Below are 24,189 nucleotides of genomic sequence, written 5' to 3' on the forward strand. Positions count from 1 at the left end.
CCGGAAGGGACAGCCGGACCCCGTTCGTACGGCCCATTCGGACCGGCGTTAGCCGCTGGCTTACGCGGCTTTCTTGGCTTCGATCGCCGTGGGCTGGGTGCCGCCGATGGCGATCTTGTGCGGCTTCATCGCTTCGGGCACTTCGCGCACCAAGTCGATGATCAGCAGCCCGTCGGCCAGGTCGGCGCGATCTACGCGCACGAAATCGGCAAGCTGGAAGCGGCGCTCAAAGGCGCGCGTCGCAATGCCGCTATACAGAAGCTGGCGCGTTTCGCCGTCCTTCGCGGGCGCCTTGCGGCCGCTGACGGTCAGCATATTCTGCTGCGCGGTGATGTCGATCTCGTCGCTCTTGAAACCCGCCACCGCGACAGTGATGCGGAAATGGTCGTCGGCGACCTTCTCGATATCGAAGGGCGGATAATTTTCGGCCGAACCGCTGTTTTCCAGAAAGTCGAACAGACGATCGAAACCGACGGTCGAGCGGCGATAGGGGGTCCAGTCAAAGCTGTTACGCATGGGTCATTCCTTCCTTGCAAAGCGAAGTCATCGGGCTGCGGCATGGCCTGCCGCGGCTTCCATCCGGCCCCGTTTCGGCGACCGGATGATCCGAATCTGGGATGGCGCCGACCCTTTTCAAGAGGGGCGGTGGCCCTTGCCCGAAAGCCGCGCTATGGCGCCCCCGAATCGCCCGCGCGGGCGCGCCCTTTGTCGAAAGGACAGATCATGCCGCAGCTCATCCTCATCCGTCACGGCCAGTCGCAGTGGAATCTCGAAAACCGCTTCACCGGCTGGTGGGACGTCGATGTCACCGAGAAAGGCGCGGCCGAGGCGTGGGCGGCGGGCGAACTGATGAAGGAAAAGGGTATCGCACCCGACACCTGCTTCACCTCGGTCCAGACGCGCGCGATCAAGACGCTCAACCTCGCGCTCGAGGCGATGGGCCGGCTCTGGCTGCCGGTGACGAAGGATTGGCACCTCAACGAACGCCATTATGGCGGGCTCACCGGCCTCGACAAGGCGGAGACCGCGGCCAGGCATGGCGAGGATCAGGTGAAGATCTGGCGCCGCAGCTTCGACACCCCGCCGCCGCCGCTTGAGGCCGGCTCGCCCTACGATTTGTCGCGTGATCCGCGCTATGCGGGCATCGCGATCCCGGCGACCGAAAGCCTGAAAGACACGATCGCGCGCGTTCTTCCTTATTATGACAGCGCGATCGCGCCGCAGTTGCGGGACGGCAGGACGGTGCTGATCTCGGCGCACGGCAACAGCCTGCGCGCGCTGGTGAAGCATCTGTCGGGCATTACCGACGCCGACATCACCGGCCTCGAAATCCCGACCGGCCAGCCGATCGTCTATGATCTGAACGACGATCTAACGGCGCGCGAACGCTATTATCTTAGCGAGCGGTAAGTCCTGTCGCCCCCGCGAAGGCGGGGGCTGCTATCGGCATGGCACAAGGCCTCCACCGGCCCCCGCCTTCGCGGGGGCGACGCATCTGCTTTAGTCGCGCAGCAGCTCGTTGATCCCTGTCTTCGCGCGCGTCTGCGCATCGACGCGCTTGACGATGACGGCGCAATAGAGCGAGGGCCCCGGCGTTCCGTCGGGAAGCGGCTTGCCCGGAAGCGAACCCGGGACAACGACCGAATAAGCCGGAACCTCGCCGATGAAGACTTCGCCGGTCGCGCGGTCGATAATCTTGGTCGAGGCGCCGAGATAGACGCCCATCGACAGCACTGCGCCCTCGCGCACGATCACACCCTCGGCTACTTCGGCGCGCGCGCCGATGAAGGCGCCATCCTCGATCACCACGGGTCCGGCCTGCAGCGGTTCGAGCACGCCGCCAATTCCGGCGCCGCCCGACAGATGGACGTTCGCGCCGATCTGCGCGCAGCTGCCGACGGTGGCCCAGGCATCGACCATCGATCCCTCGCCGACATAGGCGCCGATATTGACGAAGCTCGGCATCAGCACGGCGCCCTTGCTGATGAAGGCGCCGCGGCGGACGATCGATCCGGGAACGGCGCGGAAGCCGGCATCGCGGAAGCGGTTCTCGCCCCAGCCGGCGAATTTCGACGGCACCTTGTCCCACCAGGTCGCGCCGCCGGCGCCGCCCTCGATAATCTCCATGTCGTTGAGGCGGAAGGAGAGCAGCACCGCCTTCTTGAGCCATTGATTGACCTGCCACGTCCCGCCGGCATCGCGTTCGGCAACGCGGAAGCTGCCGTCATCGAGGCCCGCGAGCGCCGCCTCGACCGCGTCGCGCACCGCGCCGGTCGTCGTCAGCCCGAGCGTTTCGCGCGCATCCCAGGCGGCTTCGATCGTCGATTGCAGGTCGGTGCTCATGAAATTCCCCAAGGTTACGGCCCAAAATGTTCCGGAAGCGCATCAAGCCAGTCGGCGATGTCGTTCACATGAAAATCGACATGGTCCGGCAGGTGGTCGCGATGGCCGCTTTCGCTGCCATTGTCCAGCCATACGGTCGTCATTCCCAGCGCTTTGGCGGGGGTCAGATTGCGCGCCATATCCTCGACGAACAGGCTCTTCGCCGGATCGATTCCGAGATGGCCGATCATCATGCGATAAGCTTCGGCTTCGGGCTTCGGCGTATAGTGCGTCGTGCGAATATCGCAGATGCCGTCGAACAGATCGGCGATGCCGCGCGCGTCGAGCACGCGGGCCGCATAATCGGCATCGGCGTTGGTGAAGATCAGACGACGGCCGGGCAGGCGTTCGAGGCCGGCGCGCAGCCGCGTATCGGGCGCCAGCCGGTCGAGCGGGATATCGTGAACGTCGATCAGGAAATCTTCGGGATCGACGCCGTGGTGGCGCATCAGCCCCGCCATCGTCGTGCCATGATCGTGGAAATATTGCTTCTGCACGCGCCGCGCTTCGATGGCATCGACGCCCATCAGGCGCATGATGAAGGCGCCCATGCGCGCGTCGATCAGGTCGAACAGCCGCGCCGACGGATGGTAGAGCGTGTTGTCGAGATCGAAGATCCAGCAGTCGATATGATCGATCGGTACCGTCATGACGCCGCGCGCCTTAGGACGCGGCGCCCGCGACGGCAAGGTAGCCGTGGCACACTTTGCGGTTCCCATGTTACCCCGCTAAGCAGGCTGCCACCGGGCAAGAGGGGACAGACTGATGAAATCGACGATGCTTCTTCCACTCGCGCTGGCAGGCGCGCTGCATTCGGCGCCGGTCGCGGCGCAGGCGCCGACGCGCACGGTGATCCACGCGGGCACATTGATGGCGGAGCCGGGCAAGCCGGTGCGCGGCGCGACGACGATCATCGTCGAAAATGGCAAGGTCGTCGCGATCCTCGACGGCTACCAGCCTGCCGATGCGGGCGCGGTGCTGATCGATCTCAAGGACAAATATGTCCTGCCCGGCCTGATCGACAGCCACGTCCACCTGACCAGCGATGCCGGCGGTCTGGCGGGTCAGCTCGAGGAAGTGACGCTCAGCCCTGCAGCACAGGCCTTCAATGCCGAGGTAAACGGCATGAAGACCCTGCGCGCGGGCTTCACCACGGTGCGCAATCTGGGCGATGGCGACGGCGCCACGCTGGCGCTGCGCGACGCGATCCTTGCGGGGAAGGTGGAGGGGCCGCGCATCGTCGATGCGGGTAACGCGATTTCGGGTAGCGCCGGGCATATGGACGGATCGCTCGGCTATCGGGACGAACTGCGCCCCTATTTCCAGGGAGCGGGCAACACCTGCAACGGTGCCGACGATTGCCGCCGCGCCGTCCGGCTTCAGGTCGGGCGCGGCGCCGACGTGATCAAATTCGCCTCGACCGGCGGCGTCAACAGCCGCATTGGCGCAGGGCTCGGCAAACAGATGTTCGACGACGAAGCCAAGGCGATCGTCGATACCGCGCATATGTTCGGCAAAAAGGTCGCGGTCCATGCGCACGGCGCCGACGGCATCCGCCTGGCGCTCGACGCCGGCGCCGATTCGATCGAGCATGGCACGATCCTCGACGAAGCGACGATCGCCGCCTGGACGAAGTCGAAGGCCTATTATGTTCCGACCCTGTCGACCGTGAACGGCTACAAGGAACGGCTGGCGGCGAACGCGAATGCCTATGAACCCGATGTGCTCGCCAAGATTCGCTGGCGCATCTCGATCACCGGCAAAAGCCTCGAGCAACTCGTCCCGCGCGGCGTCCGTATCGCCTTTGGCACCGACGCGGGCGTGTCCAAGCATGGCCGCAACGCCGACGAATTCGAACTGCTGGTCCAGCACGGTGTGACGCCGATCGACGCGATCAAGGCCGCGACGGTCAACGCCGCCGATCTGCTCGGCCTCTCCGACGAAATCGGCACGATCGCGCCGGGCAAGAGCGCCGACATCATCGCGGTGGCGAGCGACCCGGTCGCCGACGTGACCGTGCTGAAGAAAGTCGATTTCGTGATGGCGCGGGGGGAAGTGGTTGATTGACCCGCATCGTCATTGCGAGGAGTGAAGCGACGCGGCAATCCAGGGTAGCGTCAACCAGCACTGGATTGCTTCGCTTCGCTCGCAATGACGAGCTTCATTATGCCAACGCCGCGCGCAACTCCAGCCACCGCTCCAGCTTCGCCGCATAGCCCACCGTATTCGCTGCGCTGCTTGATGGCAGATCGACGAGCGCGACGCCCTCAAGCACTGGCAATTGCCTTCGCCCGATCGCTGCGGCCTTGCCGCCGTTGAAGGCAATCATGCGCATGTCGGGCAGTGCCGCGATCAGTGTCGCAAGGTCGTGCGCCTCGGCCTCGCGAATCAGCGAATCGCTGCTCGTAAGCCGCTCGGCCGAACGGATCACGTCCCACAGCCCGATCTTCGCATCCGCGAGTGCGCCCAGCCGCTCGTCATAGGTCATGGTGGCGAGCGGCCGGTCGATCGCTGCGCCCACCAGCCGCCAGAACTGGTTCGTCGGATGCGCATAATAGCGCCGCTCGGCGAGCGACCGCGCGCCGGGCAGGCTGCCGAGAATCAGCAGGCGCGCGTCGGGCGCGACGTGCGGTGCGAAGCTGGCGTGGCGGACCGGCGGCATTTACGGGGCGCTACCGGCCGGAAATCCGCGGCGCAAGCCGCTTGACGCTTGACCGCAAAGGGAATCACCGCTAGGGGCGCCCCCGATCGAAAGCGGCGGACTTTTCGCCAAACTCGTTCACAACAGCGCTTGAACATTGCTGGCGCGGATGGAGCCTCCGGAGGACGAATGTGTCCGCCGGGGTCTTTTGCTGTTATCAGGTCGGGGCATTTCGATGCCCCGGAGCTTCATCCACCGCGGTAGAGTAACCGTTCGCTCCGATGGGCGGACACTTGAAGGTGAAGCATTCATGCCCACGATCAACCAGCTGGTCCGCAAGGGCCGGACTCCGCAAAAGGTGAAGTCCAAGGTCCCGGCGATGGAAGCAAACCCGCAGAAGCGCGGCGTTTGCACCCGTGTCTATACGACGACCCCGAAAAAGCCGAACTCGGCGCTCCGCAAGGTTGCGAAGGTCCGCCTGACCAACCAGCGCGAAGTCATTTCCTACATCCCCGGCGAAGGCCACAACCTCCAGGAACACAGCGTCGTGCTGATCCGCGGCGGCCGTGTGCGCGACCTTCCCGGTGTCCGTTACCACGTCCTGCGCGGCGTTCTGGACACCCAGGGTGTGAAAGACCGCAAGCAGAGCCGTTCGAAATACGGTGCGAAGCGTCCGAAGTAAGGACGGCTTTTTCGGCTATTTGATCATCCCGCGGGCGCGTTGCGCCGGGGTGCTGTTGTAAAAGGAATTACCTATGGCTCGTCGTCGTCGTCCTGAACGCCGCGAAATCCTGCCCGATCCCCGTTTCGGGGATGTCGTGCTGTCGAAGTTCATGAACAGTGTCATGCTCGACGGTAAGAAGTCGGTCGCCGAAAGCATCGTCTATGGTGCGCTTGAAGCGGTCGAGGCCCGCGCCAAGAAGGAACCGCTCGGCGTGTTCCATGAGGCGCTCGCCAACATCCGTCCGAACATCGAAGTGCGCAGCCGCCGCGTCGGCGGTGCGACCTATCAGGTTCCGGTCGAAGTCCGTCCGGACCGCGCGCAGGCGCTCGCGATCCGCTGGCTGATCACCGCGGCGCGCAACCGCAGCGAAACCACGATGGCCGCGCGCCTGTCGGGCGAACTGCTCGATGCGTCGAACAATCGCGGCAACGCGGTCAAGAAGCGCGAAGACACGCACCGCATGGCCGAAGCGAACCGCGCCTTCAGCCACTACCGCTGGTAATTTGCGAGGGCGCCCCCCGGCGTCTCGCAATCGCAACAAAACTTCCTATATCGGGGGCGGCTCCCAAGGCTTCCCCCAAAAACCGAGGAAAAGATCATGGCACGCAGCCATCCGCTCGAACGCTATCGCAATTTCGGTATCATGGCGCACATCGACGCCGGCAAGACCACGACGACCGAGCGCATTCTCTATTACACTGGCAAGTCCTACAAGATCGGCGAAGTCCACGACGGCGCTGCCACGATGGACTGGATGGAACAGGAACAGGAACGCGGCATCACGATCACGTCGGCTGCCACCACCTGCCTGTGGAAAGCCGATGAAGGTCAGGGTCCGGAACACCGCCTGAACATCATCGACACCCCCGGCCACGTCGACTTCACCATCGAAGTCGAACGCAGCCTGCGCGTTCTCGACGGCGCGGTTGCCGCGTTCGACGGCGTTGCCGGTGTCGAACCGCAGTCGGAAACCGTGTGGCGCCAGGCAGACAAGTACAAGGTTCCGCGGATGTGCTTCATCAACAAGCTCGACCGCACCGGTGCCAATTTCTACTACTGCGTCCAGACGATCATCGATCGCCTGGGTGCGGTGCCGGCCGTGCTGTACCTCCCCATCGGGGCGGAATCGGACTTCAAGGGCCTCGTCGACCTTGTCAACGAACGCGCGATCATCTGGAAGGATGAAAGCCTGGGCGCCGAATTCTTCTATGAAGACATCCCGGCCGACCTCGTCGACAAGGCTGCCGAATATCGCGAAAAGCTCGTCGAACTCGCCGTCGAACAGGACGACGATGCGATGGAAGCCTATCTCGAAGGCACGCTGCCCGACGTCGCGACGCTGAAGGCGCTGATCCGCAAGGGCACGCTCGGCCAGGCGTTCGTTCCGGTGCTGTGCGGCTCGGCGTTCAAGAACAAGGGCGTTCAGACGCTGCTCGACGCGGTCGTCGACTATCTGCCTTCGCCGCTCGACATCCCCGACGTCCAGGGCATCAACCCGGACACCGAGGAAGCCGATTCGCGTCCGACGTCGGACAGCGCGCCGCTGTCGATGCTCGCGTTCAAGATCATGAACGACCCGTTCGTCGGCTCGCTCACCTTCGCGCGCATCTATTCGGGTACGCTCTCGAAGGGCACCTATCTGAACTCGGTGAAGGACAAGAAGGAAAAGATCGGCCGTATGCTCCTCATGCACGCCAACTCGCGTGAGGACATCGAAGAAGCCTATGCGGGCGACATCGTTGCGCTCGCCGGCCTCAAGGAAACGACGACGGGCGACACGATCTGCGCGAACAATGCGCCGATCATCCTCGAACGGATGGAATTCCCCGAGCCGGTCATCGAGCTGTCGGTCGAACCCAAGACCAAGGCCGACCAGGAAAAGATGGGCGTCGCCCTCAACCGCCTGGCCGCCGAGGATCCCTCGTTCCGCGTCTCGACCGACCATGAATCGGGCCAGACGATCATCAAGGGCATGGGCGAGCTTCACCTCGACATTCTCGTCGATCGCATGAAGCGCGAATTCAAGGTCGAAGCGAATGTCGGTGCGCCGCAGGTGGCGTATCGCGAAAGCCTCGCGAAGCCGGTCGAAGTCGACTACACCCACAAGAAGCAGTCGGGTGGTTCGGGTCAGTTCGGTCGCGTCAAGGTCCAGGTCACCCCGGGCGAACGCGGCAGCGGCGTCACTTTCACCGACGAGATCAAGGGCGGCAACATTCCGCGCGAATATATCCCGGCGGTCGAAAAGGGTTTCCGCGAATCGGCTGAAAACGGTCACATGATCGGCTTCCCGATCATCGACTTCGACATCAAGCTGATCGACGGTGCGTACCATGACGTCGACTCGTCGGCGCTGGCGTTCGAAATCGCGGGCCGTGCGGCGATGCGCGAAGTGGCGGCGAAGGCCGGCATCAAGCTGCTCGAACCGGTGATGAAGGTCGAAGTTGTCACCCCTGAAGAATTCATGGGCGACGTGATCGGCGACCTCAACAGCCGTCGTGGCCAGATCCAGGGTACGGACAGCCGCGGCAACGCCCAGGTGGTTGAAGCCATCGTGCCGCTCGCCAATATGTTCGGCTACGTCAACCAGCTGCGCTCCTTCACCCAGGGCCGCGCCCAGTACACGATGCAGTTCTCGCACTATGAAGAAGTGCCGAACAACGTCGCGGACGAGGTGAAGGCGAAGATGGCCTGATCCGGTTTGGCCGTGCGGGGCTTGCCTCGCACGGCGGACCCGGACAAGCGCGGGCTTGCACCGCGCGGCAAGACCTACTAAGGGCGGCGCCTGATTCAGCAGGCTCGTCCAGGACTGATCAACTCAACACGCGAACAAGAAGGTTCAAGAAACATGGCTAAGGCTAAATTTGAGCGGACGAAGCCGCACTGCAACATCGGCACCATCGGTCACGTCGACCATGGCAAGACCTCGCTGACCGCCGCGATCACCAAGGTGCTCGCCGAAGAAGGTCTGTCGCAGAAGGTCGACTTCGAAAACATCGACAAGGCGCCCGAAGAGCGCGAACGCGGCATCACCATTTCGACCGCGCACGTCGAATATGAAACCAAGGATCGCCACTATGCGCACGTCGACTGCCCGGGTCACGCCGACTATGTGAAGAACATGATCACCGGCGCGGCGCAGATGGACGGCGCGATCCTGGTGGTTTCGGCTGCTGACGGCCCGATGCCGCAGACCAAGGAGCACATCCTGCTCGCGAAGCAGGTCGGCGTTCCGACCATGGTCGTCTTCCTGAACAAGGTTGACCAGCTCGACGATCCCGAACTGCTCGAACTCGTCGAACTCGAAATCCGCGAAGAACTTTCGAAGCGCGACTTCGACGGCGACAATATTCCGATCATCGCGGGTTCGGCTCTCGCCGCCCTCGAAAGCCGCGACGACAACATCGGCAAGGAAGCGATCCTGAAGCTGATGGAAGCCGTCGACAGCTGGATCCCGCAGCCGGAACGTCCGCTTGACAAGCCCTTCCTGATGCCGATCGAAGACGTGTTCTCGATTTCGGGTCGTGGTACGGTTGTCACCGGCCGCGTCGAAACCGGCATCGTCAAGGTTGGTGAAGAAGTCGAAATCGTCGGCATCAAGGACACCAAGAAGACGACCGTCACCGGCGTCGAAATGTTCCGCAAGCTGCTCGATCAGGGCCAGGCTGGCGACAACATCGGTGCGCTGATCCGCGGCGTCGGCCGTGAAGAAGTCGAGCGTGGCCAGGTTCTGGCGAAGCCCGGCTCGATCACGCCGCACACCGAGTTCACCTCGGAAGTGTACGTCCTGTCGAAGGACGAAGGCGGCCGTCACACGCCGTTCTTCGCGAACTATCGTCCGCAGTTCTACTTCCGCACCACCGACGTCACCGGCGAAGTCATCCTGCCGGAAGGCACGGAAATGGTCATGCCGGGCGACAACGTCCAGCTGACGGTCAAGCTCATCGCTCCGATCGCCATGGACCAGGGCCTGCGCTTCGCGATCCGCGAAGGTGGCCGCACGGTCGGCGCAGGGGTTGTGGCCTCGATCATTAAGTAATATAGGGCCACGAGCCGCTCGAATCGGGTGATTCGGGCGGCTCGTAGCTTTTGAGATTTTTGATGGCCTTTCCGGCCTCCATGCGGGGGGTCGGGACGGGCCATTTCGGCTCTTTCGCATCGTCAGACGGGATTCGACTGGAATAGTCATGGAAACGCAGAATATTCGCATTCGCCTGAAGGCCTTTGATCACCGCGTGCTCGATCAGGCCACCACCGACATCGCCGATACGGCACGTCGTACGGGCGCCCTCATTCGCGGTCCCATCCCGCTGCCGACGCGCATTGAAAAATTCACCGTGAACCGCGGTCCGCATGTCGACAAGAAGTCGCGCGAGCAGTTCGAGGTGCGTACCCACAAGCGGCTGCTCGACATCGTGCAGCCCACCCCGCAGACGGTCGATGCGCTGATGAAGCTCGACCTCGCCGCGGGCGTGAACGTCGAAATCAAGTTGGCCTAAATAGCCAGCGTGCTCCGGACTTGATCCGGAGCCCAGGGTAGAAGCGGCCGATAGGTCGCACTGAAACCGCCCTGGGTTCCTGCTTTCGCAGGAACACATTCAGGTTTCGGAGGATACCGCCGGATTTATCCGGGCTGCGTCCCCCGTCTCGCCGCTGATCCCACGGGAAGGCGGCACCTCAGCCCGGACGGGGCGATGCATCGAAATTTCGGGCTGGGAGGACAGTCATCGAACGCAGGTTCGGTGGGGTCCACACGCCGTGCGGAAATGGTTCTGCCCGGCCTCTGTTAGGAGTGAATGATCATGCGCACTGGCGTGATCGCGAAAAAAATGGGGATGACCCGCCTTTTTCAGGACGATGGCCGCCATGTGCCCGTCACCGTTCTGAGCCTCGAAGGCTGCCAGGTCGTCTCGGTTCGCGAAAAGGAACGCGACGGCTATGTGGCCGTCCAGCTCGGTGCCGGCTCGGCAAAGGCGAAGAATGTCGCCAAGCCGCAGCGCGGGGCCTATGGCAAGGCCGAAGTCGAGCCCAAGGCGAAGCTCGTCGAATTCCGCGTTGCTGACGACGCGACGCTCGACGTCGGCGCCGAACTGTCGGCCGACCATTTCGTCGCCGGCCAGATGGTCGATATCCAGGGTGTCACCCAGGGTAAGGGCTTTGCCGGTGCGATGAAGCGCTGGGGTTTCGGCGGTATGCGCGCCACCCACGGCGTGTCGATCAGCCACCGTGCCCATGGTTCGACCGGTAACCGCCAGGATCCGGGCCGCGTCTTCAAGAACAAGAAGATGGCTGGCCACATGGGCGCGCGCAATCGCACCCAGCAGAATCTCGAAATCGTCCGCACCGACGCCGAGCGCGGTCTTCTCTTCGTCAAGGGTTCGGTCCCTGGCTCGAAGGGCGGCTGGCTGCTGGTTCGCGATGCGATGAAGCTGCCGCGTCACCCCGAAGCCCCTTATCCGGCGGCGGTCAAGAGCGCGGCGAACAGCAACAATGCCCCGGCTGAAACCCCTGCGGAAGCAGAGGTCGAAACGACCGCGGCCGACGGCGCACAGGAGTCCTGATCATGAAGGTCAAGGTACAGACCCTCGATGGCAAGGCTGGCGCCGACATCGATCTTAACGACGACGTCTTCGGCGTCGACGCGCGGGCGGACATCCTCCACCGTGTCGTCGCCTGGCAGCTCGAAAAGCGTCGCGGCCCCGCCCGCGCCGCCCGCGAGCGCAGCGACGTTGCCCGCACCGGCAAGAAGTTCGGTCGCCAGAAGGGCGGCGGTACCGCCCGTCACGGCGATCGCAAGGCGCCGATCTTCATCGGCGGTGGCAAGGCGCACGGTCCCCGGGCCCGCACTTTCGGCCACTCGCTGAACAAGAAGATCCGCGCTCTTGGTCTCAAGATGGCGCTGAGCGACAAGGCAAAGGGCGGCAAGCTCGTTGTCATCGACACGCTCGAGCTCAAGGAGGCCAAGACCAAGGTGCTGGCCGGCAAGCTCGGCAAGCTCGACCTCGGTCGCCGTGCGCTCTTCATCGACGGCGATGCGGTCCATGACAGCTTCGCCCAGGCTTCGGCCAACATCGTCGGCGTCGATTCGCTGCCGGCGATCGGTGCCAACGTCTATGACATCCTTCGCGCCGACACGCTGGTCCTGACCCGCGCGGCGGTCGAAAAGCTGGAGGCCCGCTGCAATGGCTAAGGCAAAGACCATCGATGCGCGTCACTATGACGTGATCCTGTCGCCAGTGATCACCGAAAAGTCGACGCTGCTCAGCGAAAACGACGCCGTCGTCTTCCGCGTCGCCAACGACGCAACGAAGCCGGCGATCAAGGCCGCCGTCGAGGCGCTGTTCGATGTCAAGGTGCTCAGCGTGAACACGCTGGTTGCCAAGGGCAAGACCAAGCGCTGGAAGGGCAAGCCCTACACCCGCAGCGACGTGAAGAAGGCGATCGTTCGCCTGGCCGAAGGCCAGTCGATCGACGTCACCACCGGCGTCTGACGGATAGGGGAAGGCAGAGAAAATGGCACTCAAATCCTATAATCCGACCAGCCCTGGACAGCGTGGCCTGATCCTCGTCGACAAGTCGTCGCTGTGGAAGGGCAAGCCCGTCAAGGCGCTGACCGAAGGCAAGCGCAAGACCGGTGGCCGCAACAACAAGGGCCATGTGACCTCGCGCGGCATCGCCGGCGGTCACAAGCAGAAGTATCGCTTCATCGACTTCAAGCGTCGCAAGTGGGGCGTTCCGGCGACCGTCGAACGGCTCGAATATGACCCGAACCGCACGGCCTTCATCGCGCTCATCAAATATGAGGACGGTGATCTGGCCTATATCCTGGCGCCGCAGCGCCTGGCGGTCGGCGATACGGTCGTCGCGGACAAGAAGACCGACGTGAAGCCCGGCAATGCGATGGAATTGTCGCAGATGCCGGTCGGCACGATCGTCCACAATATCGAGATGAAGCCGGGCAAGGGCGGCCAGATCGCCCGTTCGGCCGGCACTTATGCCCAGGTCGTCGGTCGTGACCGCGGTCTTGTCATCGTGCGTCTCGGTTCGGGCGAGCAGCGCTACATTCGCGGCGAGTGCATGGGCACGGTCGGTGCGGTGTCGAACCCCGACAACCAGAACACCAACCTGGGCAAAGCCGGCCGCAGCCGCTGGCTCGGCAAGCGTCCGCTGACCCGCGGCGTCGCCAAGAACCCGGTCGACCACCCGCACGGCGGTGGTGAAGGCCGCACCTCGGGCGGCCGTCACCCGGTCACCCCGTGGGGCAAGCCGACCAAGGGCGCCCGTACCCGCCACAACAAGTCGACCGACAAGATGATCATCCGGTCGCGTCACGCGAAGAAGAAGAGGTAAGCCATGGCACGCTCGGTCTGGAAGGGTCCGTTCGTCGACCTTCATCTCCTCAAGAAAGCCGAAGCGGCTCAGGACGGCGGCAGCTCTGCCCCGATCAAGACCTGGTCGCGTCGCTCCACTATCCTGCCGCAGTTCGTCGGGCTGACCTTCAACGTCTACAACGGCCGCAAGTTCGTGCCGGTGTCGGTCAATGAAGACATGGTCGGCATGAAGCTGGGTGAATTTGCGCCGACGCGCTTCTTCCCCGGTCACGCGGCCGACAAGAAGGGCAAACGCTAATGGGCAAGGAAAAATCCCCTCGCCGCGTTGCGGACAATGAGGCGCTGTCGGTCGGCACGCAGATTCGCGGTTCGGCGCAGAAGCTGAACCTCGTTGCCGCGCTGATCCGCGGCCGCAAGGTCGAAGACGCGATGAACGTCCTCGCTTTCTCGAAGAAGGCGATGGCTGTCGACGTGCGCAAGGTTCTCGCCAGCGCCGTCGCCAACGCGGAAAACAATCACAACCTCGATGTCGATGCACTCGTCGTCAAGGAAGCGAGCGTCGGCAAGTCGTTCACGATGAAGCGCTGGCATGCGCGCGGTCGCGGCAAATCGACCCGGATCGAAAAGCCGTTCAGCCGCATCCGCATCGTCGTCCGCGAACAGGAAGAAGAGGCGTAAGATGGGCCAGAAGAGCAACCCGATCGGCCTGCGCCTGCAGGTCAACCGCACCTGGGACAGCCGCTGGTTCGCGGAAGGCCAGGATTATGGACGCATGCTTATCGAGGATCTGAAGATCCGCAAATATGTGTTCAAGACCCTGCCGCAGGCCGCGATTTCGAAGGTCGTCATCGAACGGCCGGCGAAGCTGTGCCGCGTGTCGATCTATGCCGCCCGTCCGGGCGTCATCATCGGCAAGAAGGGCGCGGACATCGAAAAGCTGCGCAAGGCGCTCGGTGAAATGACCGGCAGCGACGTGAGCCTGAACATCGTCGAAATCCGCAAGCCGGAAGTCGATGCCAAGCTCGTCGCGCAGGGCATTGCCGACCAGCTCGAACGCCGCGTTGCCTTCCGCCGTGCGATGAAGCGCGCGGTTCAGTCGGCGATGCGTCTGGGCGCAGAAGGCATCCGCATCAACTGTGCGGGTCGTCTCGGCGGCGCGGAAATCGCCCGCACCGAATGGTATCGCGAAGGCCGCGTTCCGCTGCACACGCTGCGTGCGAACGTCGATTATGCCGAGGCCGAAGCCCACACCGCCTATGGCGTGTGCGGCATGAAGGTCTGGATCTTCAAGGGCGAGATCCTGGGCCACGACCCGATGGCGACCGACCGGCTGATGCTCGACGCGCAGACGTCGGGCGTTCGCCCGGCGCGCGATGAACGCCGTTAAGGAACGCTGACATGTTGCAACCGAAGAAAACCAAGTTCCGCAAGGCCTTCAAGGGCCGCATCCATGGCAATGCCAAGGGTGGCACCAGCCTGAACTTCGGCTCCTACGGCCTGAAGGCGATGGAACCCGAGCGCATCACCGCGCGCCAGATCGAAGCGGCTCGCCGTGCGATCAGCCGTGCGATCAAGCGTCAGGGCCGCCTCTGGATTCGCGTGTTTCCCGACCTTCCCGTGTCGTCGAAGCCCGCCGAAGTCCGTATGGGTAAAGGCAAGGGCGCGCCCGAATATTGGGCCGCTCGCGTCAAGCCCGGCCGCATCCTGTTCGAACTCGACGGCGTTCCCGGCCCCGTGGCCGCGCTGGCGTTCGAGCGTGCGGCGATGAAGCTGCCGATCAAGACGAAGGTCGTCGCCCGCCTCGGCGACACCTCGCACCTGGAGGGTTGAGGGCCATGGCCAAGACCGAAGATGTGACCAAGAAGACCGACGACCAGCTCGCCGAACAGCTTGGCGAACTGAAGCGCGAGGCATTCAACCTCCGTTTCCAGGCCGCCACGGGCCAGCTCGAAAAGGCTTCGCGGGTCAAGGAAGTGCGGCGCACGATCGCCCGCATCAAGACCGAACAAACCGCGCGCGTTCGCGCGGCGGCGAAGTAAGGAGACTGTCATGCCGAAGCGCATTCTGACCGGCACGGTAGTGTCCGACAAGGGCGACAAGACCGTCGTGGTGAAGGTGGAGCGTAAGGTTAAGCACCCGCTCTACGGCAAGATCATCCGGCGTTCGAAGAAGTATCACGCCCATGATGAGGACAACGCCATCAAGGCTGGCGAAACCGTCCGCATCGAGGAAACGAAGCCGATTTCGAAGCTGAAGACGTGGAAGGTTCTCGAAAAGGTCGAAACCTCCACCAAGCCGAAAGCGGCCGAAGCCTGAGGGCTTCACGCAAGTTTCACGGAACCGCCGGGATGGCCCGGTAGGCCAAGGAAGAAGGAAATGCATCGATGATCCAGATGCAGTCACAACTGGAAGTCGCCGACAACAGCGGCGCGAAGCGCGTCCAGTGCATCAAGGTGCTGGGCGGCTCGAAGCGTCGCACGGCCGGCGTGGGCGACCTTATCGTCGTCTCGATCAAGGAAGCCCAGCCGCGCGGCAAGGTGAAGAAGGGCGACGTGCATCGTGCCGTCATCGTTCGCACCGCCAAGGACGTTCGTCGTGCCGACGGTTCGGTGATCCGTTTCGACAGCAACGCCGCCGTGCTCGTCAACAAGAATGAAGAGCCGATCGGCACCCGTATCTTCGGCCCCGTCGTCCGCGAACTTCGCGGCAAGGGCTATATGAAGATCATCAGCCTGGCGCCGGAGGTGCTTTGACCATGGGTATGGCCAAGATCAAGAAGGGTGACACCGTCGTCGTCCTGTCCGGCAAGGACAAGGGCAAGACCGGCGAAGTGACGCAGAGCCTGCCGAAGGACGGCAAGGTCGTCGTCGCGGGCGTCAACATCATCACCCGCCACAAGAAGCCGAGCCAGCAGGATCCGCAGGGCGGCCTCGAGCGCAAGGAAGCGCCGCTGCACGTCAGCAAGGTCGCGGTTGCCGATCCCAAGACCGGCAAGCCGACGCGCGTCCGCTTTGAAACCAAGGACGGCAAGAAGGTCCGCGTGGCCGTGAAGTCCGGGGAGACGATCAATGGCTGACAACTACACCCCGCGCATGCGCAAGCTCTATGACGACCAGATCGTCAAGGCGATGACCGAAAAGTTCGGTTACAAGAATGCGATGGAAGTTCCGAAGATCGAGAAGATCACGCTCAACATGGGCGTGGGCGATGCGGTCCAGGACAAGAAGAAGGTCGAAACGGCCGCTTCGGAAATGGAACTGATCGCGGGCCAGAAGCCCGTTATCACCAAGGCGAAGAAGTCGATTGCCGGCTTCAAGCTGCGTGAAGGCATGCCGATCGGCTGCAAGGTGACCCTGCGTCGCGAGCGGATGTATGAATTCCTCGACCGCCTGATCACGATCGCGATGCCGCGCATCCGCGACTTCCGCGGCGTGTCGCCGAAGAGCTTCGACGGTCGGGGCAACTATGCCCTCGGCCTGAAGGAACAGATCATCTTCCCCGAGATCAACTATGACCGCATCGATCAGGTGCGCGGCATGGATGTGATCGTGACCACGTCGGCACGTACGGACGAGGAAGCCCGCGAACTGCTCAAGCTGTTCGGCTTCCCCTTCCCGATCGAAGCCCAGGCCAAGGAAGCCGCCTGAGTCCCCGCTGGGACCTCGGGCCGGACAGGAACAAGGAAAGAGAACTTAAGTCATGGCGAAACTGAGTTCGGTGAACAAGAATGAGCGTCGCAAGAAGCTGGTGAAGAAATATGCCGGCCGCTATGCGAAATTGAAGGCCATAGCGGCCGACACCTCGCTCGACGACGGCGAGCGTCTGATCGCGCGCCTCAAGATGGCGGAAATTCCGCGCAACGGTAACCCGACCCGTATCCGTAACCGGTGCGAACTGACGGGCCGTCCGCGCGCTTATTATCGCAAATTCCGGCTGTGCCGTATTCAGCTCCGCGATCTGGCCAACAAGGGCCTGATCCCCGGCGTTGTGAAGTCGAGCTGGTAAGGAACACGCAACATGGCAATGACCGATCCTTTGGGTGATATGCTCACCCGCATCCGCAACGGCCAGCAGGCGAAGAAGGACAGCGTCCTGACGCCGGCTTCGACGCTGCGTGTCCGCGTTCTCGACGTGCTCAAGCGCGAAGGCTACATCCGTGGCTACAGCGAAGAAGTGCTCGGCACCAAGGGCCAGCACAAGGGCATCCGCATCGAGCTCAAATATTTCGAAGGCCAGCCGGCGATCCGCCACGTGGCGCGCGTCTCGAAGCCGGGCCGCCGCGTCTATTCGGGTTCGAAAGAACTGCCGGTGGTTCGCAACGGCCTGGGCATCACCATCGTGTCGACCCCGCGCGGTGTCCTTTCGGACGCCGAAGCACGCGAGCATAATGTCGGCGGCGAAGTGCTGGCGGAGGTGTTCTAATGTCGCGCATCGGTAAAAAGGCAGTGGCGATCCCCAGCGGCGTTACCGCTGCGATCGACGGCGGCCAGCTGTCGGTCAAGGGCCCCAAGGGCACGCTGGCGATGCCGCTGTCCGACAACATCAAATATGAAGTCGGCGAAGGCGCCATCTCGGTGCAGCCCGCGAACGAAAGCCGCGAAGCGCGCGCTTTCTGGGGCATGCAGCGCACGCTGGTGCAGAACCTGATCACGGGCGTGACCGAAGGCTTCACCAAGGTGCTCGAAATCACGGGTGTCGGCTACCGCGCCAACGCGCAGGGCAAGAATCTGAAGCTGCAGCTCGGCTACAGCCACGATGTCGATTTCGCGGTGCCGGAAGGCATCGAGATCAAGACGCCGGATAACACGACGATCGAGATCAGCGGTATCGACAAGCAGCAGGTTGGCCAGGTCGCGGCGGAAATCCGTCGCTGGCGCAAGCCCGAACCCTATAAGGGCAAGGGTATCAAGTATCGCGGCGAGTACATCTTCCGCAAAGAAGGCAAGAAGAAGTAAGCCATGGCACATCTTACCCCTTTCGAAAAACGCCGCCAGCGCGTTCGTACCGCACTCCGTCTGCGTGCTGCCGGGCGTCCGCGCCTTTCGGTGCACCGCTCGGGCCGCCACATCTATGCGCAGCTCATCGATGACGCCGCCGGCAAGACGCTGGCTGCGGCTTCGACGCTCGACAAGGATCTGCGCGGCAAGACCGGCGCGACGGCTTCGGCTGCTGCCGAAGTCGGCAAGCGCCTTGCCGACGCCGCCAAGAAGGCGGGCGTGACGCAGGTCGTGTTCGACCGCGGTGGCTTCCTGTTCCACGGGCGCATCAAGGCGCTGGCCGACGCGGCGCGCGAAGGCGGATTGGAGTTCTGATTATGGCTGACGAAAACACCACGGGTCAGGGCAACCAGCCCGAGGCGATCCTGGCGCCTGAAACCACCAACGCCGAAGTCACGGGTCGCCGTGGTCGCGGCGGTCGTGATGGCGGACGTGGCGGTCGCGACGGTGGCCGTGGTCGCCGCGACGACCGGCGTCCGCGCGACGAAGACGGTGGCGAAGAGCTGATTGAAAAGCTCGTCCACATCAACCGCGTCTCGAAGACCGTGAAGGGCGGCAAGCGCTTCGGTTTCGCCGCGCTCGTCGTCGTCGGTGACGGCAAGGGCCGCGCCGGTTTCGGTCATGGCAAGGCGCGCGAAGTGCCCGAAGCCATTTCGAAGGCGACCGCCGCTGCGAAAAAGGCGATGATTCGCGTTCCGCTGCGCGACGGCCGCACGCTGCACCATGACGGTCGCGGCCATTTCGGCGCCGGCAACGTCACCGTGCGTTCGGCGCCTGCAGGTACCGGCATCATCGCTGGTGGCCCGATGCGTGCCGTGTTCGAATCGCTCGGTGTTGCCGATGTGGTGACCAAGTCGGTCGGCACGTCGAACCCCTACAACATGATCCGCGCGACCTTCCAGGCGCTCGGCGAACAGACCAGCCCGAAGTCGGTCGCGCAGCGTCGCGGCAAGAAGGTTTCGGACCTGATCAAGCGCGGCGGCGTGTCCGATCGTGCAGCCGAGGCTGAAGCCGCGGCGGTGACGGAGTAAGACAATGGCCGACAAGAAGATCAAGATCCGCCAGATCGGTTCGCCGATCCGTCGTCCCAAGGACCAGCGCAAGATCCTGACCGGCCTCGGCCTGGGCAAGATGAACCGCGAAGTCGAACTGGTCGACACCCCGGAAGTGCGCGGCATGATCCGCAAGCTTCCCCACATGGTGGAAGTAATCGAGGGCTAAGGTGAAGCTGTATCGCCTGTTGACCGGTCCCGATGATGCCGCCTTCTGCGCGCGTGTCGAAGGGCTGCTCAATCGGGGGTGGCAACTTCACGGAAGTCCGTCGATCACCTGCGTTGATGGCCGCGGCCATGTGGCGCAGGCGATCGTGATGGAAAAGGCCGGGCCTTATCCCGGCTTCCAACCGTCGAGTGAAATCGAACCCGACTGAAACACCGGGTTCAAAGCGCGACAAAAGCGAAAGCGAGTGCAATGACTATCAAGCTTAACGATCTTCGTGACAACAATGGCGCCCGCAAGGGCCGTATGCGCGTCGGACGCGGCATCGGTTCGGGCAAGGGCAAGACTGCCGGCCGCGGCCAGAAGGGCCAGAAGGCCCGCAGCGGTGTCGCGATCAACGGCTTCGAAGGCGGCCAGATGCCGCTCCACATGCGCATCCCGAAGCGCGGCTTCAACAACATCTTCGGTAAAGATTTCGCGATCGTGAACCTGGGCCAGGTGCAGAAGCTGGTCGATGCCAAGAAGCTCGACCCCAAGGCGACTGTCGACCATGCGGCGCTCAAGGCGGCCGGTGTGGCCCGCGGCGGCAAGGACGGCGTCCGTCTCCTCGCCAAGGGCGAACTGACCGCGAAGCTCAACTTCGCCGTTGCCGGCGCGTCGAAGGGCGCGATCGAGGCGGTGGAAAAGGCGGGCGGCAAGGTCGACCTGCCGGCGGCCGAAGCGAAGGCCGAGTAATTCGGACAAGGGGCGGTTCCGAAAGGGATCGCCCTTCGTCTTTGTGACCATCTCTATTCCCGTTCGATAGCGCAGGTTCGAGAGGCATTCCCGCCCTGCCCAATGCGAACGGATCGATGGGGCGAATGAACGCCCCATCAAAAATGGGCCTTTCCCCTTGCGCTTCGTAACCGCCGAACGCACATAGGCGCGGGGTCGCCGGGGGCGCGGTCCGGAATATCCTCGAGGAAACTACCCATGGCCTCTCGCGCCGACCAGCTTGCTTCCAGCATCAATTTTTCGAAGTTCGGCAAGGCGACCGAACTCAAGAACCGCATCTGGTTCACGATCGGTGCGCTGATCGTCTTCCGCTTCCTGTCGTTCGTGCCGCTGCCCGGGGTCGACCCCGTGGCGCTGTCGCGCCTTTACAGCCAGGCGGCGTCGGGCGGCATCCTCGACATCTTCAACACCTTCTCGGGCGGCAGCCTGGAGCGCATGAGCATCATCGCGCTCGGCGTCATGCCCTATATCACGGCGTCGATTGTCGTGCAGCTCGCCGCGGCGCTGGCCCCGAGCCTCGCCGCGCTCAAGAAAGAGGGCGAAAGCGGCCGCAAGAAGCTCAACCAATATACGCGCTACGGCACCGTGCTGCTCACCGCGATCCAGGGCTATTTCATCGCCGTCGGCCTGGAAACGCTCGGGCAGAGCCAGGGCATCGCCGCGGTCGTCGATCCGGGCATGATGTTCCGCGTCGGCGCAGTCATCAGCATCGTCGGCGGCACGCTGTTCCTGATGTGGCTTGGCGAACAGATCACCAGCCGCGGGATCGGCAACGGCGTCTCGCTGATCATCATGGCGGGCATTCTCGCGCAGCTTCCGCGCAGCTTTGCCCAGATGTTCACGCAGGTTCGTGAAGGATCGATGGGCGGCGGCACGATCGTCGCAGTCATCGGCGGCGCGATCATCATCATCGCCTTCATCAGCTTCATGGAACGCGCACAGCGCCGCGTGCTGGTGCAATATCCGAAGCGCGCGACGCAGCGCGGCGTGATGCAGGCCGAGCGCAGCCACCTGCCGCTGAAGGTCAATACTGCGGGCGTGATTCCGCCGATCTTCGCCTCGTCGCTGCTGCTGATGCCGCTGACCGTCACGCAGATGCTGGGCAATAATGTGAAGGGCGACACCGCCTGGGGCGATTTCCTCATCACGATCAACCAGTATCTCGCGCACGGCCAGCCGCTCTATATGGCGCTCTATGCCGCGGGCATCATCTTCTTCTGCTTCTTCTACGTCGCGGTCGTCTTCAACCCCGAGGAAACCGCCGACAATCTGAAGCGCCAGAACGGTTTCATCCCCGGCATCCGCCCGGGCAAGAATACCGCGGCCTATCTCGATTTCGTGCTGACCCGCATCACCGTTATCGGCGCCGGCTATCTTGCGCTCATCTGCCTCATCCCGGAATATTTCATCGCCGGATCGGGCCTGCCGTTCCAGCTTGGCGGCACCAGCCTGCTGATTATCGTCAATGTCACCATCGATACGATCAGCCAGATCCAGAGCCACATGCTCGCTCACCAATATGGCGATCTGATCAAGAAGGCCAAATTGAAGGGCGGCATTGCGCGCCGCTGACGCGGTCGCTAGGCGAAATCCTGACAGGGTAGGCAACAGGGGGCGTCATGACGCTGAACATCATTTTGCTTGGACCGCCGGGAGCCGGCAAGGGAACGCAGGCTTCGCGTCTGGTGGAAGAGCATGGGATGGTCCAGCTTTCCACCGGTGACATGCTCCGCGCGGCCGTCAAGGCGGGAACGCCGATCGGCCTGCAGGCCAAGGCGGTGATGGACGCGGGCGAACTGGTGTCGGACGAAATCGTCTCGGGCCTGATCGGCGAGCGGCTCGACGAGCTCGGGAACGAAACCTCGGTCATCTTCGACGGCTATCCGCGCACCGCGGCGCAGGCCGAGGCGCTCGACGGCATCTTGTCGGCGCGCGGTCGCAAGCTCGACCATGTCGTCGAACTGGTCGTTGACGAAGACGCGCTCGTCGACCGGATCACCGGACGCTTTTCGTGCGCAAATTGCGGCGAAGGCTATCACGATCGCTACAAGCTGCCGAAGGTCGAAGGCACCTGCGACGTGTGCGGCAGCCATGATTTCAAGCGCCGTCCCGACGACAATGAGGAAACGGTGCGCACGCGCATGGCCGAATATCGCGCGAAGACCGAACCGATCCTGCCGATCTACGAAGCGCGCGGGATCGTCAGCAAGGTCGATGGCATGGCCGCGATCGACGCCGTCAACGATGCGATCGAGGCGATCCTGCGAAGCGACGCCAGCTAGTCAGCCCCCCTGGCGCCGTCTATGAAGATGGCGAAGGGGGAATGATCCATGCATGTGAAATCGTCTTTCGGCGCGCTCCTGTTCGCGGCGACGTGCATCGCCTCGCCGGCAGCGTCCAAGGTCATCGACCAGAGCGACATCGGTTTCACCGTCGCGCATACGGCGCAGGTCGCCGCGACGCCCGAAGATGTGTGGAAAATGCTCCGCACGCCCGACAAATGGTGGTCGAAGGAGCATAGTTGGTCGGGCGATGCCGCCAATTTCTGGCTCGATTCGCAGGCTGGCGGCTGTTTCTGCGAAAAACTTCCCGACGAAGGACAGGGCGTCGGCAGCGTCCAGCACGCGCGGATCATCTTCGCCAAGCCGGGCGAAATGATGCGCCTGTCGGGCGCATTCGGGCCGCTGCAGGGCGAGGCGGTCACGGGGACGCTGACGATCCAGATCAAAAAGACGCCGACGGGCAGCGCGATCCGCTTCGACTATGTCGTCGGCGGCTATATGCGCTTCAAGGTCGCCGACATCGCTCCCGCCGTCGACAAGGTACTGGCCGAACAGATGGTCGGGCTCGCGAACGCGCTCGGCGGATCGCTCCCGGTCGCGCGCGGCGACAAGCCGGCCGAGGATAAGTCCGGCGAAGGCGCGGACGAAGCGGCCAAACCGGCGGATAGCAATGCCGATGCGGACGGCGCGGCGGAGGAGCCGGCACCCGCTGATTCGGGTCTCGACGCCGCGGTCGCTGATCTCGTCAAGGACGAGCCCAAGCGCGACTGAAGCCCGCTGCCGACGTCAGGAAGCGTCCTTGTCGCGCAGCTGGGCGAGCGCGCCGAAGGGGCCGGCCTGTTCTTCGGTCAGCACGCCCTTTTCGGCGAGGATGCGGTCGGCATCGGGATGGCGCGGAAAGGGCTCGAGCGCCAGCGACAGCGTCTGCACCGCGGCTTCGCCGATATCGACGCGATCGCCTTCGAGCGGCAGGACATCGCAATCATCCGCGCTGATCTCGACCTCTTCTTCCTCGCTCGCGTCGGCGCCGATGTCGCGCAGGAAGCGCAGGTCGAAGGGGTCGGCGATGTGCGTGGGGACGGGGAGATCGGTGGCGGCGCACGCCTGTACGACCTCTGCGGTGATGCGGCCTCTTGCGGCGATCCCGCCGGCGACGGCGAACACCTCGGCCTCGACGACGAAGCGATCGAGCGCGATCAGGCCGAGACGCTTGGCGATCGCGGCGCGGGTCGCTTCGTCGGCGTCGAGCGCGACCTTGCGGCCCTGCATCGCGTCGGCGAGGGTGACGATGTGCGAAAGCTCGGGATTGGTCATGCGGGCTCTCCGGGCAAGCGGTCGGCGACGACCAGGTCCGCAACCGGGATCGCGGCAAGCCCCGTGCGCAGGGCCGCGACCGCTGCCATGACATGCGCCAGTCCTTCGGCGGGCGGCGCCTTGCCGCGCCACAGATTGCGCACCAGCGCTTCTTCCAGCGCCGCCGATCCGTCGGGCGCGCGATAGGCTCCCAGCCGTCCGCCGAGCGCACCAACCATGCGACCGACCTGTTTGCCGACCACCATGTCGCCAAAGCCGATCTGGCGCATCTGCCCATCCATGTCGGCGACGAACAATTCGGTCAGTTCAACCCCCGCCAGCGCCTGGTCGGGATCATCGTCGATGCGATGGAGGACGAGCGCCAGCACCAAGCTGACCATGTCGAAGCGGCCGTCGAGCGTGTCGGGAACCTGTCCCGCCAGATACCAGTGCGGCGCACGCGCGGCCGCGACGACGGCATTCCAGAGCGGACGCCGCGCTTCGCGGGGATCGGGGGCGGATCGGAAGAATTTGCTGATCGAGAACATGG

The 24,189-nt window shown here is 63.7% G+C and carries 37 protein-coding genes; 31 read left to right on the forward strand and 6 right to left on the reverse strand.

What is annotated here, in order from left to right; all coding sequences use genetic code 11:
* Window positions 1-60 precede the first annotated feature (60 nt).
* On the reverse strand, window positions 61-516 hold the full coding sequence (locus ATE59_RS00490) for an Hsp20 family protein (RefSeq protein ID WP_003042165.1): 456 nt from the start codon (window positions 514-516) through the stop codon (window positions 61-63).
* A gap of 207 nt (window positions 517-723) precedes the next feature.
* Between ATE59_RS00490 and gpmA the strand changes: the two genes are divergently transcribed.
* Window positions 724-1,410, forward strand: coding sequence for a 2,3-diphosphoglycerate-dependent phosphoglycerate mutase (gene gpmA / locus ATE59_RS00495; RefSeq protein ID WP_058811259.1), 687 nt, complete (start codon window positions 724-726; stop codon window positions 1,408-1,410).
* A gap of 90 nt (window positions 1,411-1,500) precedes the next feature.
* Here gpmA and dapD read toward each other — a convergent pair whose 3' ends face one another.
* The gene (gene dapD, locus ATE59_RS00500) at window positions 1,501-2,343 is read right to left on the reverse strand and encodes a 2,3,4,5-tetrahydropyridine-2,6-dicarboxylate N-succinyltransferase (RefSeq protein WP_003042169.1); all 843 of its coding nucleotides are present in this window, start codon (window positions 2,341-2,343) and stop codon (window positions 1,501-1,503) included.
* A gap of 14 nt (window positions 2,344-2,357) precedes the next feature.
* On the reverse strand, window positions 2,358-3,032 hold the full coding sequence (locus ATE59_RS00505) for a pyrimidine 5'-nucleotidase (RefSeq protein WP_058810839.1): 675 nt from the start codon (window positions 3,030-3,032) through the stop codon (window positions 2,358-2,360).
* Between the two features lie 115 nt (window positions 3,033-3,147).
* On the opposite strand from ATE59_RS00505, the gene ATE59_RS00510 reads away from it, so the two are divergent.
* Window positions 3,148-4,449, forward strand: a complete 1,302-nt coding sequence (locus tag ATE59_RS00510; protein WP_058810840.1) for a metal-dependent hydrolase family protein — start codon at window positions 3,148-3,150, stop codon at window positions 4,447-4,449.
* A gap of 97 nt (window positions 4,450-4,546) precedes the next feature.
* Here ATE59_RS00510 and ATE59_RS00515 read toward each other — a convergent pair whose 3' ends face one another.
* Complete coding sequence (locus ATE59_RS00515) at window positions 4,547-5,044, reverse strand: DNA-deoxyinosine glycosylase (RefSeq protein WP_003042177.1); 498 nt, start codon at window positions 5,042-5,044, stop codon at window positions 4,547-4,549.
* A gap of 289 nt (window positions 5,045-5,333) precedes the next feature.
* Between ATE59_RS00515 and rpsL the strand changes: the two genes are divergently transcribed.
* The 29 genes from rpsL (at window position 5,334) to ATE59_RS00660 (ending at window position 23,117) form a co-directional block, all read left to right on the forward strand.
* A complete protein-coding gene (rpsL, locus tag ATE59_RS00520) occupies window positions 5,334-5,705 on the forward strand; it encodes a 30S ribosomal protein S12 (protein ID WP_003042180.1) in 372 nt (123 codons plus the stop codon).
* 73 nt (window positions 5,706-5,778) lie between these two features.
* Window positions 5,779-6,249 (forward strand): 30S ribosomal protein S7, encoded by a 471-nt coding sequence (gene rpsG, locus ATE59_RS00525; RefSeq protein WP_003042192.1) that lies wholly within the window; start codon window positions 5,779-5,781, stop codon window positions 6,247-6,249.
* 96 nt (window positions 6,250-6,345) lie between these two features.
* Window positions 6,346-8,439 carry an elongation factor G gene (gene fusA / locus ATE59_RS00530; RefSeq protein ID WP_058810841.1) on the forward strand — a complete coding sequence of 698 codons (2,094 nt, stop codon included), beginning with the start codon at window positions 6,346-6,348 and terminating at the stop codon, window positions 8,437-8,439.
* A 153-nt stretch (window positions 8,440-8,592) separates the two neighbouring features.
* Window positions 8,593-9,783: an elongation factor Tu gene (tuf, locus tag ATE59_RS00535; protein ID WP_058810842.1), complete on the forward strand. Its 1,191-nt coding sequence runs from the start codon at window positions 8,593-8,595 to the stop codon at window positions 9,781-9,783.
* 148 nt (window positions 9,784-9,931) lie between these two features.
* A complete protein-coding gene (gene rpsJ / locus ATE59_RS00540) occupies window positions 9,932-10,243 on the forward strand; it encodes a 30S ribosomal protein S10 (protein WP_003042199.1) in 312 nt (103 codons plus the stop codon).
* Between the two features lie 303 nt (window positions 10,244-10,546).
* Window positions 10,547-11,305, forward strand: coding sequence for a 50S ribosomal protein L3 (gene rplC, locus ATE59_RS00545; RefSeq protein ID WP_040589724.1), 759 nt, complete (start codon window positions 10,547-10,549; stop codon window positions 11,303-11,305).
* Between the two features lie 2 nt (window positions 11,306-11,307).
* The gene (gene rplD, locus ATE59_RS00550) at window positions 11,308-11,934 is read left to right on the forward strand and encodes a 50S ribosomal protein L4 (RefSeq protein ID WP_003042204.1); all 627 of its coding nucleotides are present in this window, start codon (window positions 11,308-11,310) and stop codon (window positions 11,932-11,934) included.
* Window positions 11,927-12,235, forward strand: a complete 309-nt coding sequence (locus tag ATE59_RS00555) for a 50S ribosomal protein L23 (RefSeq protein ID WP_058810843.1) — start codon at window positions 11,927-11,929, stop codon at window positions 12,233-12,235. The genes rplD and ATE59_RS00555 overlap by 8 nt, the downstream gene beginning before the upstream one ends.
* A 22-nt stretch (window positions 12,236-12,257) precedes the next feature.
* On the forward strand, window positions 12,258-13,094 hold the full coding sequence (gene rplB, locus ATE59_RS00560; RefSeq protein ID WP_003042210.1) for a 50S ribosomal protein L2: 837 nt from the start codon (window positions 12,258-12,260) through the stop codon (window positions 13,092-13,094).
* Between the two features lie 3 nt (window positions 13,095-13,097).
* Window positions 13,098-13,373 carry a 30S ribosomal protein S19 gene (rpsS, locus tag ATE59_RS00565; RefSeq protein WP_003042215.1) on the forward strand — a complete coding sequence of 92 codons (276 nt, stop codon included), beginning with the start codon at window positions 13,098-13,100 and terminating at the stop codon, window positions 13,371-13,373.
* Window positions 13,373-13,753: a 50S ribosomal protein L22 gene (gene rplV / locus ATE59_RS00570; RefSeq protein WP_003042218.1), complete on the forward strand. Its 381-nt coding sequence runs from the start codon at window positions 13,373-13,375 to the stop codon at window positions 13,751-13,753. The genes rpsS and rplV overlap by 1 nt, the downstream gene beginning before the upstream one ends.
* 1 nt (window position 13,754) lies before the next feature.
* Window positions 13,755-14,462, forward strand: a complete 708-nt coding sequence (gene rpsC / locus ATE59_RS00575; RefSeq protein WP_003042222.1) for a 30S ribosomal protein S3 — start codon at window positions 13,755-13,757, stop codon at window positions 14,460-14,462.
* An 11-nt stretch (window positions 14,463-14,473) separates the two neighbouring features.
* Window positions 14,474-14,905, forward strand: a complete 432-nt coding sequence (rplP, locus tag ATE59_RS00580) for a 50S ribosomal protein L16 (protein ID WP_003042223.1) — start codon at window positions 14,474-14,476, stop codon at window positions 14,903-14,905.
* 5 nt (window positions 14,906-14,910) lie between these two features.
* A complete protein-coding gene (gene rpmC, locus ATE59_RS00585) occupies window positions 14,911-15,114 on the forward strand; it encodes a 50S ribosomal protein L29 (protein WP_003042226.1) in 204 nt (67 codons plus the stop codon).
* A gap of 10 nt (window positions 15,115-15,124) precedes the next feature.
* Complete coding sequence (gene rpsQ, locus ATE59_RS00590; protein ID WP_003042229.1) at window positions 15,125-15,391, forward strand: 30S ribosomal protein S17; 267 nt, start codon at window positions 15,125-15,127, stop codon at window positions 15,389-15,391.
* A 68-nt stretch (window positions 15,392-15,459) separates the two neighbouring features.
* The gene (gene rplN / locus ATE59_RS00595; RefSeq protein ID WP_003042233.1) at window positions 15,460-15,828 is read left to right on the forward strand and encodes a 50S ribosomal protein L14; all 369 of its coding nucleotides are present in this window, start codon (window positions 15,460-15,462) and stop codon (window positions 15,826-15,828) included.
* A 2-nt stretch (window positions 15,829-15,830) separates the two neighbouring features.
* Entirely contained in the window at window positions 15,831-16,151 is a 321-nt protein-coding gene (rplX, locus tag ATE59_RS00600; protein WP_058810844.1) for a 50S ribosomal protein L24, read from the forward strand.
* Window positions 16,144-16,722, forward strand: a complete 579-nt coding sequence (rplE, locus tag ATE59_RS00605; RefSeq protein WP_003042239.1) for a 50S ribosomal protein L5 — start codon at window positions 16,144-16,146, stop codon at window positions 16,720-16,722. Before rplX ends, rplE begins: the two co-directional genes overlap by 8 nt.
* A gap of 52 nt (window positions 16,723-16,774) precedes the next feature.
* The gene (rpsN, locus tag ATE59_RS00610) at window positions 16,775-17,080 is read left to right on the forward strand and encodes a 30S ribosomal protein S14 (protein ID WP_003042242.1); all 306 of its coding nucleotides are present in this window, start codon (window positions 16,775-16,777) and stop codon (window positions 17,078-17,080) included.
* 12 nt (window positions 17,081-17,092) lie between these two features.
* Window positions 17,093-17,497: a 30S ribosomal protein S8 gene (gene rpsH, locus ATE59_RS00615; protein ID WP_003042244.1), complete on the forward strand. Its 405-nt coding sequence runs from the start codon at window positions 17,093-17,095 to the stop codon at window positions 17,495-17,497.
* Complete coding sequence (gene rplF, locus ATE59_RS00620; RefSeq protein ID WP_003042248.1) at window positions 17,497-18,030, forward strand: 50S ribosomal protein L6; 534 nt, start codon at window positions 17,497-17,499, stop codon at window positions 18,028-18,030. The genes rpsH and rplF overlap by 1 nt, the downstream gene beginning before the upstream one ends.
* A 3-nt stretch (window positions 18,031-18,033) precedes the next feature.
* The gene (gene rplR / locus ATE59_RS00625) at window positions 18,034-18,387 is read left to right on the forward strand and encodes a 50S ribosomal protein L18 (RefSeq protein ID WP_003042250.1); all 354 of its coding nucleotides are present in this window, start codon (window positions 18,034-18,036) and stop codon (window positions 18,385-18,387) included.
* Window positions 18,388-18,389: 2 nt separating this feature from the next.
* Window positions 18,390-19,103 carry a 30S ribosomal protein S5 gene (gene rpsE / locus ATE59_RS00630; RefSeq protein ID WP_003042253.1) on the forward strand — a complete coding sequence of 238 codons (714 nt, stop codon included), beginning with the start codon at window positions 18,390-18,392 and terminating at the stop codon, window positions 19,101-19,103.
* 4 nt (window positions 19,104-19,107) lie between these two features.
* Window positions 19,108-19,293 (forward strand): 50S ribosomal protein L30, encoded by a 186-nt coding sequence (gene rpmD, locus ATE59_RS00635; RefSeq protein WP_003042255.1) that lies wholly within the window; start codon window positions 19,108-19,110, stop codon window positions 19,291-19,293.
* Window position 19,294: 1 nt separating this feature from the next.
* On the forward strand, window positions 19,295-19,501 hold the full coding sequence (locus ATE59_RS00640; protein ID WP_003042257.1) for a DUF1737 domain-containing protein: 207 nt from the start codon (window positions 19,295-19,297) through the stop codon (window positions 19,499-19,501).
* 41 nt (window positions 19,502-19,542) lie between these two features.
* Window positions 19,543-20,025, forward strand: coding sequence for a 50S ribosomal protein L15 (gene rplO, locus ATE59_RS00645; RefSeq protein WP_062767596.1), 483 nt, complete (start codon window positions 19,543-19,545; stop codon window positions 20,023-20,025).
* 237 nt (window positions 20,026-20,262) lie between these two features.
* Window positions 20,263-21,636 (forward strand): preprotein translocase subunit SecY, encoded by a 1,374-nt coding sequence (gene secY, locus ATE59_RS00650; protein ID WP_003042263.1) that lies wholly within the window; start codon window positions 20,263-20,265, stop codon window positions 21,634-21,636.
* Between the two features lie 47 nt (window positions 21,637-21,683).
* On the forward strand, window positions 21,684-22,346 hold the full coding sequence (locus ATE59_RS00655) for an adenylate kinase (protein WP_197409112.1): 663 nt from the start codon (window positions 21,684-21,686) through the stop codon (window positions 22,344-22,346).
* A 48-nt stretch (window positions 22,347-22,394) separates the two neighbouring features.
* Complete coding sequence (locus ATE59_RS00660; RefSeq protein WP_058810845.1) at window positions 22,395-23,117, forward strand: hypothetical protein; 723 nt, start codon at window positions 22,395-22,397, stop codon at window positions 23,115-23,117.
* Between the two features lie 15 nt (window positions 23,118-23,132).
* Here ATE59_RS00660 and ATE59_RS00665 read toward each other — a convergent pair whose 3' ends face one another.
* A complete protein-coding gene (locus ATE59_RS00665; RefSeq protein ID WP_058810846.1) occupies window positions 23,133-23,660 on the reverse strand; it encodes a YceD family protein in 528 nt (175 codons plus the stop codon).
* A complete protein-coding gene (locus tag ATE59_RS00670) occupies window positions 23,657-24,187 on the reverse strand; it encodes a ubiquinol-cytochrome C chaperone family protein (RefSeq protein ID WP_003042274.1) in 531 nt (176 codons plus the stop codon). Before ATE59_RS00670 ends, ATE59_RS00665 begins: the two co-directional genes overlap by 4 nt.
* Window positions 24,188-24,189 lie beyond the last annotated feature (2 nt).

The organism is Sphingopyxis sp. A083 (genome assembly GCF_001468495.1).
Lineage (GTDB): Bacteria > Pseudomonadota > Alphaproteobacteria > Sphingomonadales > Sphingomonadaceae > Sphingopyxis > Sphingopyxis terrae.

Bases quoted from the DNA above. Each gene is read 5' to 3' on its own strand.
- rplB (WP_003042210.1), top strand. From the start codon at position 12,258: ATGGCACTCAAATCCTATAATCCGACCAGCCCTGGACAGCGTGGCCTG.
- ATE59_RS00670 (WP_003042274.1), bottom strand. From the start codon at position 24,187: ATGTTCTCGATCAGCAAATTCTTCCGATCCGCCCCCGATCCCCGCGAA.
- rplF (WP_003042248.1), top strand. From the start codon at position 17,497: ATGTCGCGCATCGGTAAAAAGGCAGTGGCGATCCCCAGCGGCGTTACC.
- rpsC (WP_003042222.1), top strand. From the start codon at position 13,755: ATGGGCCAGAAGAGCAACCCGATCGGCCTGCGCCTGCAGGTCAACCGC.
- rplN (WP_003042233.1), top strand. From the start codon at position 15,460: ATGATCCAGATGCAGTCACAACTGGAAGTCGCCGACAACAGCGGCGCG.
- rpsS (WP_003042215.1), top strand. From the start codon at position 13,098: ATGGCACGCTCGGTCTGGAAGGGTCCGTTCGTCGACCTTCATCTCCTC.
- ATE59_RS00505 (WP_058810839.1), bottom strand. From the start codon at position 3,032: ATGACGGTACCGATCGATCATATCGACTGCTGGATCTTCGATCTCGAC.
- tuf (WP_058810842.1), top strand. From the start codon at position 8,593: ATGGCTAAGGCTAAATTTGAGCGGACGAAGCCGCACTGCAACATCGGC.
- ATE59_RS00490 (WP_003042165.1), bottom strand. From the start codon at position 516: ATGCGTAACAGCTTTGACTGGACCCCCTATCGCCGCTCGACCGTCGGT.
- secY (WP_003042263.1), top strand. From the start codon at position 20,263: ATGGCCTCTCGCGCCGACCAGCTTGCTTCCAGCATCAATTTTTCGAAG.
- ATE59_RS00515 (WP_003042177.1), bottom strand. From the start codon at position 5,044: ATGCCGCCGGTCCGCCACGCCAGCTTCGCACCGCACGTCGCGCCCGAC.
- rpsJ (WP_003042199.1), top strand. From the start codon at position 9,932: ATGGAAACGCAGAATATTCGCATTCGCCTGAAGGCCTTTGATCACCGC.
- rpsH (WP_003042244.1), top strand. From the start codon at position 17,093: ATGGCAATGACCGATCCTTTGGGTGATATGCTCACCCGCATCCGCAAC.
- rplX (WP_058810844.1), top strand. From the start codon at position 15,831: ATGGGTATGGCCAAGATCAAGAAGGGTGACACCGTCGTCGTCCTGTCC.
- rplR (WP_003042250.1), top strand. From the start codon at position 18,034: ATGGCACATCTTACCCCTTTCGAAAAACGCCGCCAGCGCGTTCGTACC.
- rplV (WP_003042218.1), top strand. From the start codon at position 13,373: ATGGGCAAGGAAAAATCCCCTCGCCGCGTTGCGGACAATGAGGCGCTG.
- rplD (WP_003042204.1), top strand. From the start codon at position 11,308: ATGAAGGTCAAGGTACAGACCCTCGATGGCAAGGCTGGCGCCGACATC.
- rpmD (WP_003042255.1), top strand. From the start codon at position 19,108: ATGGCCGACAAGAAGATCAAGATCCGCCAGATCGGTTCGCCGATCCGT.
- rpmC (WP_003042226.1), top strand. From the start codon at position 14,911: ATGGCCAAGACCGAAGATGTGACCAAGAAGACCGACGACCAGCTCGCC.
- rpsG (WP_003042192.1), top strand. From the start codon at position 5,779: ATGGCTCGTCGTCGTCGTCCTGAACGCCGCGAAATCCTGCCCGATCCC.
- rpsN (WP_003042242.1), top strand. From the start codon at position 16,775: ATGGCGAAACTGAGTTCGGTGAACAAGAATGAGCGTCGCAAGAAGCTG.
- fusA (WP_058810841.1), top strand. From the start codon at position 6,346: ATGGCACGCAGCCATCCGCTCGAACGCTATCGCAATTTCGGTATCATG.
- rplE (WP_003042239.1), top strand. From the start codon at position 16,144: ATGGCTGACAACTACACCCCGCGCATGCGCAAGCTCTATGACGACCAG.
- rpsL (WP_003042180.1), top strand. From the start codon at position 5,334: ATGCCCACGATCAACCAGCTGGTCCGCAAGGGCCGGACTCCGCAAAAG.
- gpmA (WP_058811259.1), top strand. From the start codon at position 724: ATGCCGCAGCTCATCCTCATCCGTCACGGCCAGTCGCAGTGGAATCTC.
- ATE59_RS00665 (WP_058810846.1), bottom strand. From the start codon at position 23,660: ATGACCAATCCCGAGCTTTCGCACATCGTCACCCTCGCCGACGCGATG.
- rplC (WP_040589724.1), top strand. From the start codon at position 10,547: ATGCGCACTGGCGTGATCGCGAAAAAAATGGGGATGACCCGCCTTTTT.
- ATE59_RS00555 (WP_058810843.1), top strand. From the start codon at position 11,927: ATGGCTAAGGCAAAGACCATCGATGCGCGTCACTATGACGTGATCCTG.
- ATE59_RS00655 (WP_197409112.1), top strand. From the start codon at position 21,684: ATGACGCTGAACATCATTTTGCTTGGACCGCCGGGAGCCGGCAAGGGA.
- dapD (WP_003042169.1), bottom strand. From the start codon at position 2,343: ATGAGCACCGACCTGCAATCGACGATCGAAGCCGCCTGGGATGCGCGC.
- rplP (WP_003042223.1), top strand. From the start codon at position 14,474: ATGTTGCAACCGAAGAAAACCAAGTTCCGCAAGGCCTTCAAGGGCCGC.
- ATE59_RS00510 (WP_058810840.1), top strand. From the start codon at position 3,148: ATGAAATCGACGATGCTTCTTCCACTCGCGCTGGCAGGCGCGCTGCAT.
- rpsQ (WP_003042229.1), top strand. From the start codon at position 15,125: ATGCCGAAGCGCATTCTGACCGGCACGGTAGTGTCCGACAAGGGCGAC.
- rplO (WP_062767596.1), top strand. From the start codon at position 19,543: ATGACTATCAAGCTTAACGATCTTCGTGACAACAATGGCGCCCGCAAG.
- ATE59_RS00660 (WP_058810845.1), top strand. From the start codon at position 22,395: ATGCATGTGAAATCGTCTTTCGGCGCGCTCCTGTTCGCGGCGACGTGC.
- rpsE (WP_003042253.1), top strand. From the start codon at position 18,390: ATGGCTGACGAAAACACCACGGGTCAGGGCAACCAGCCCGAGGCGATC.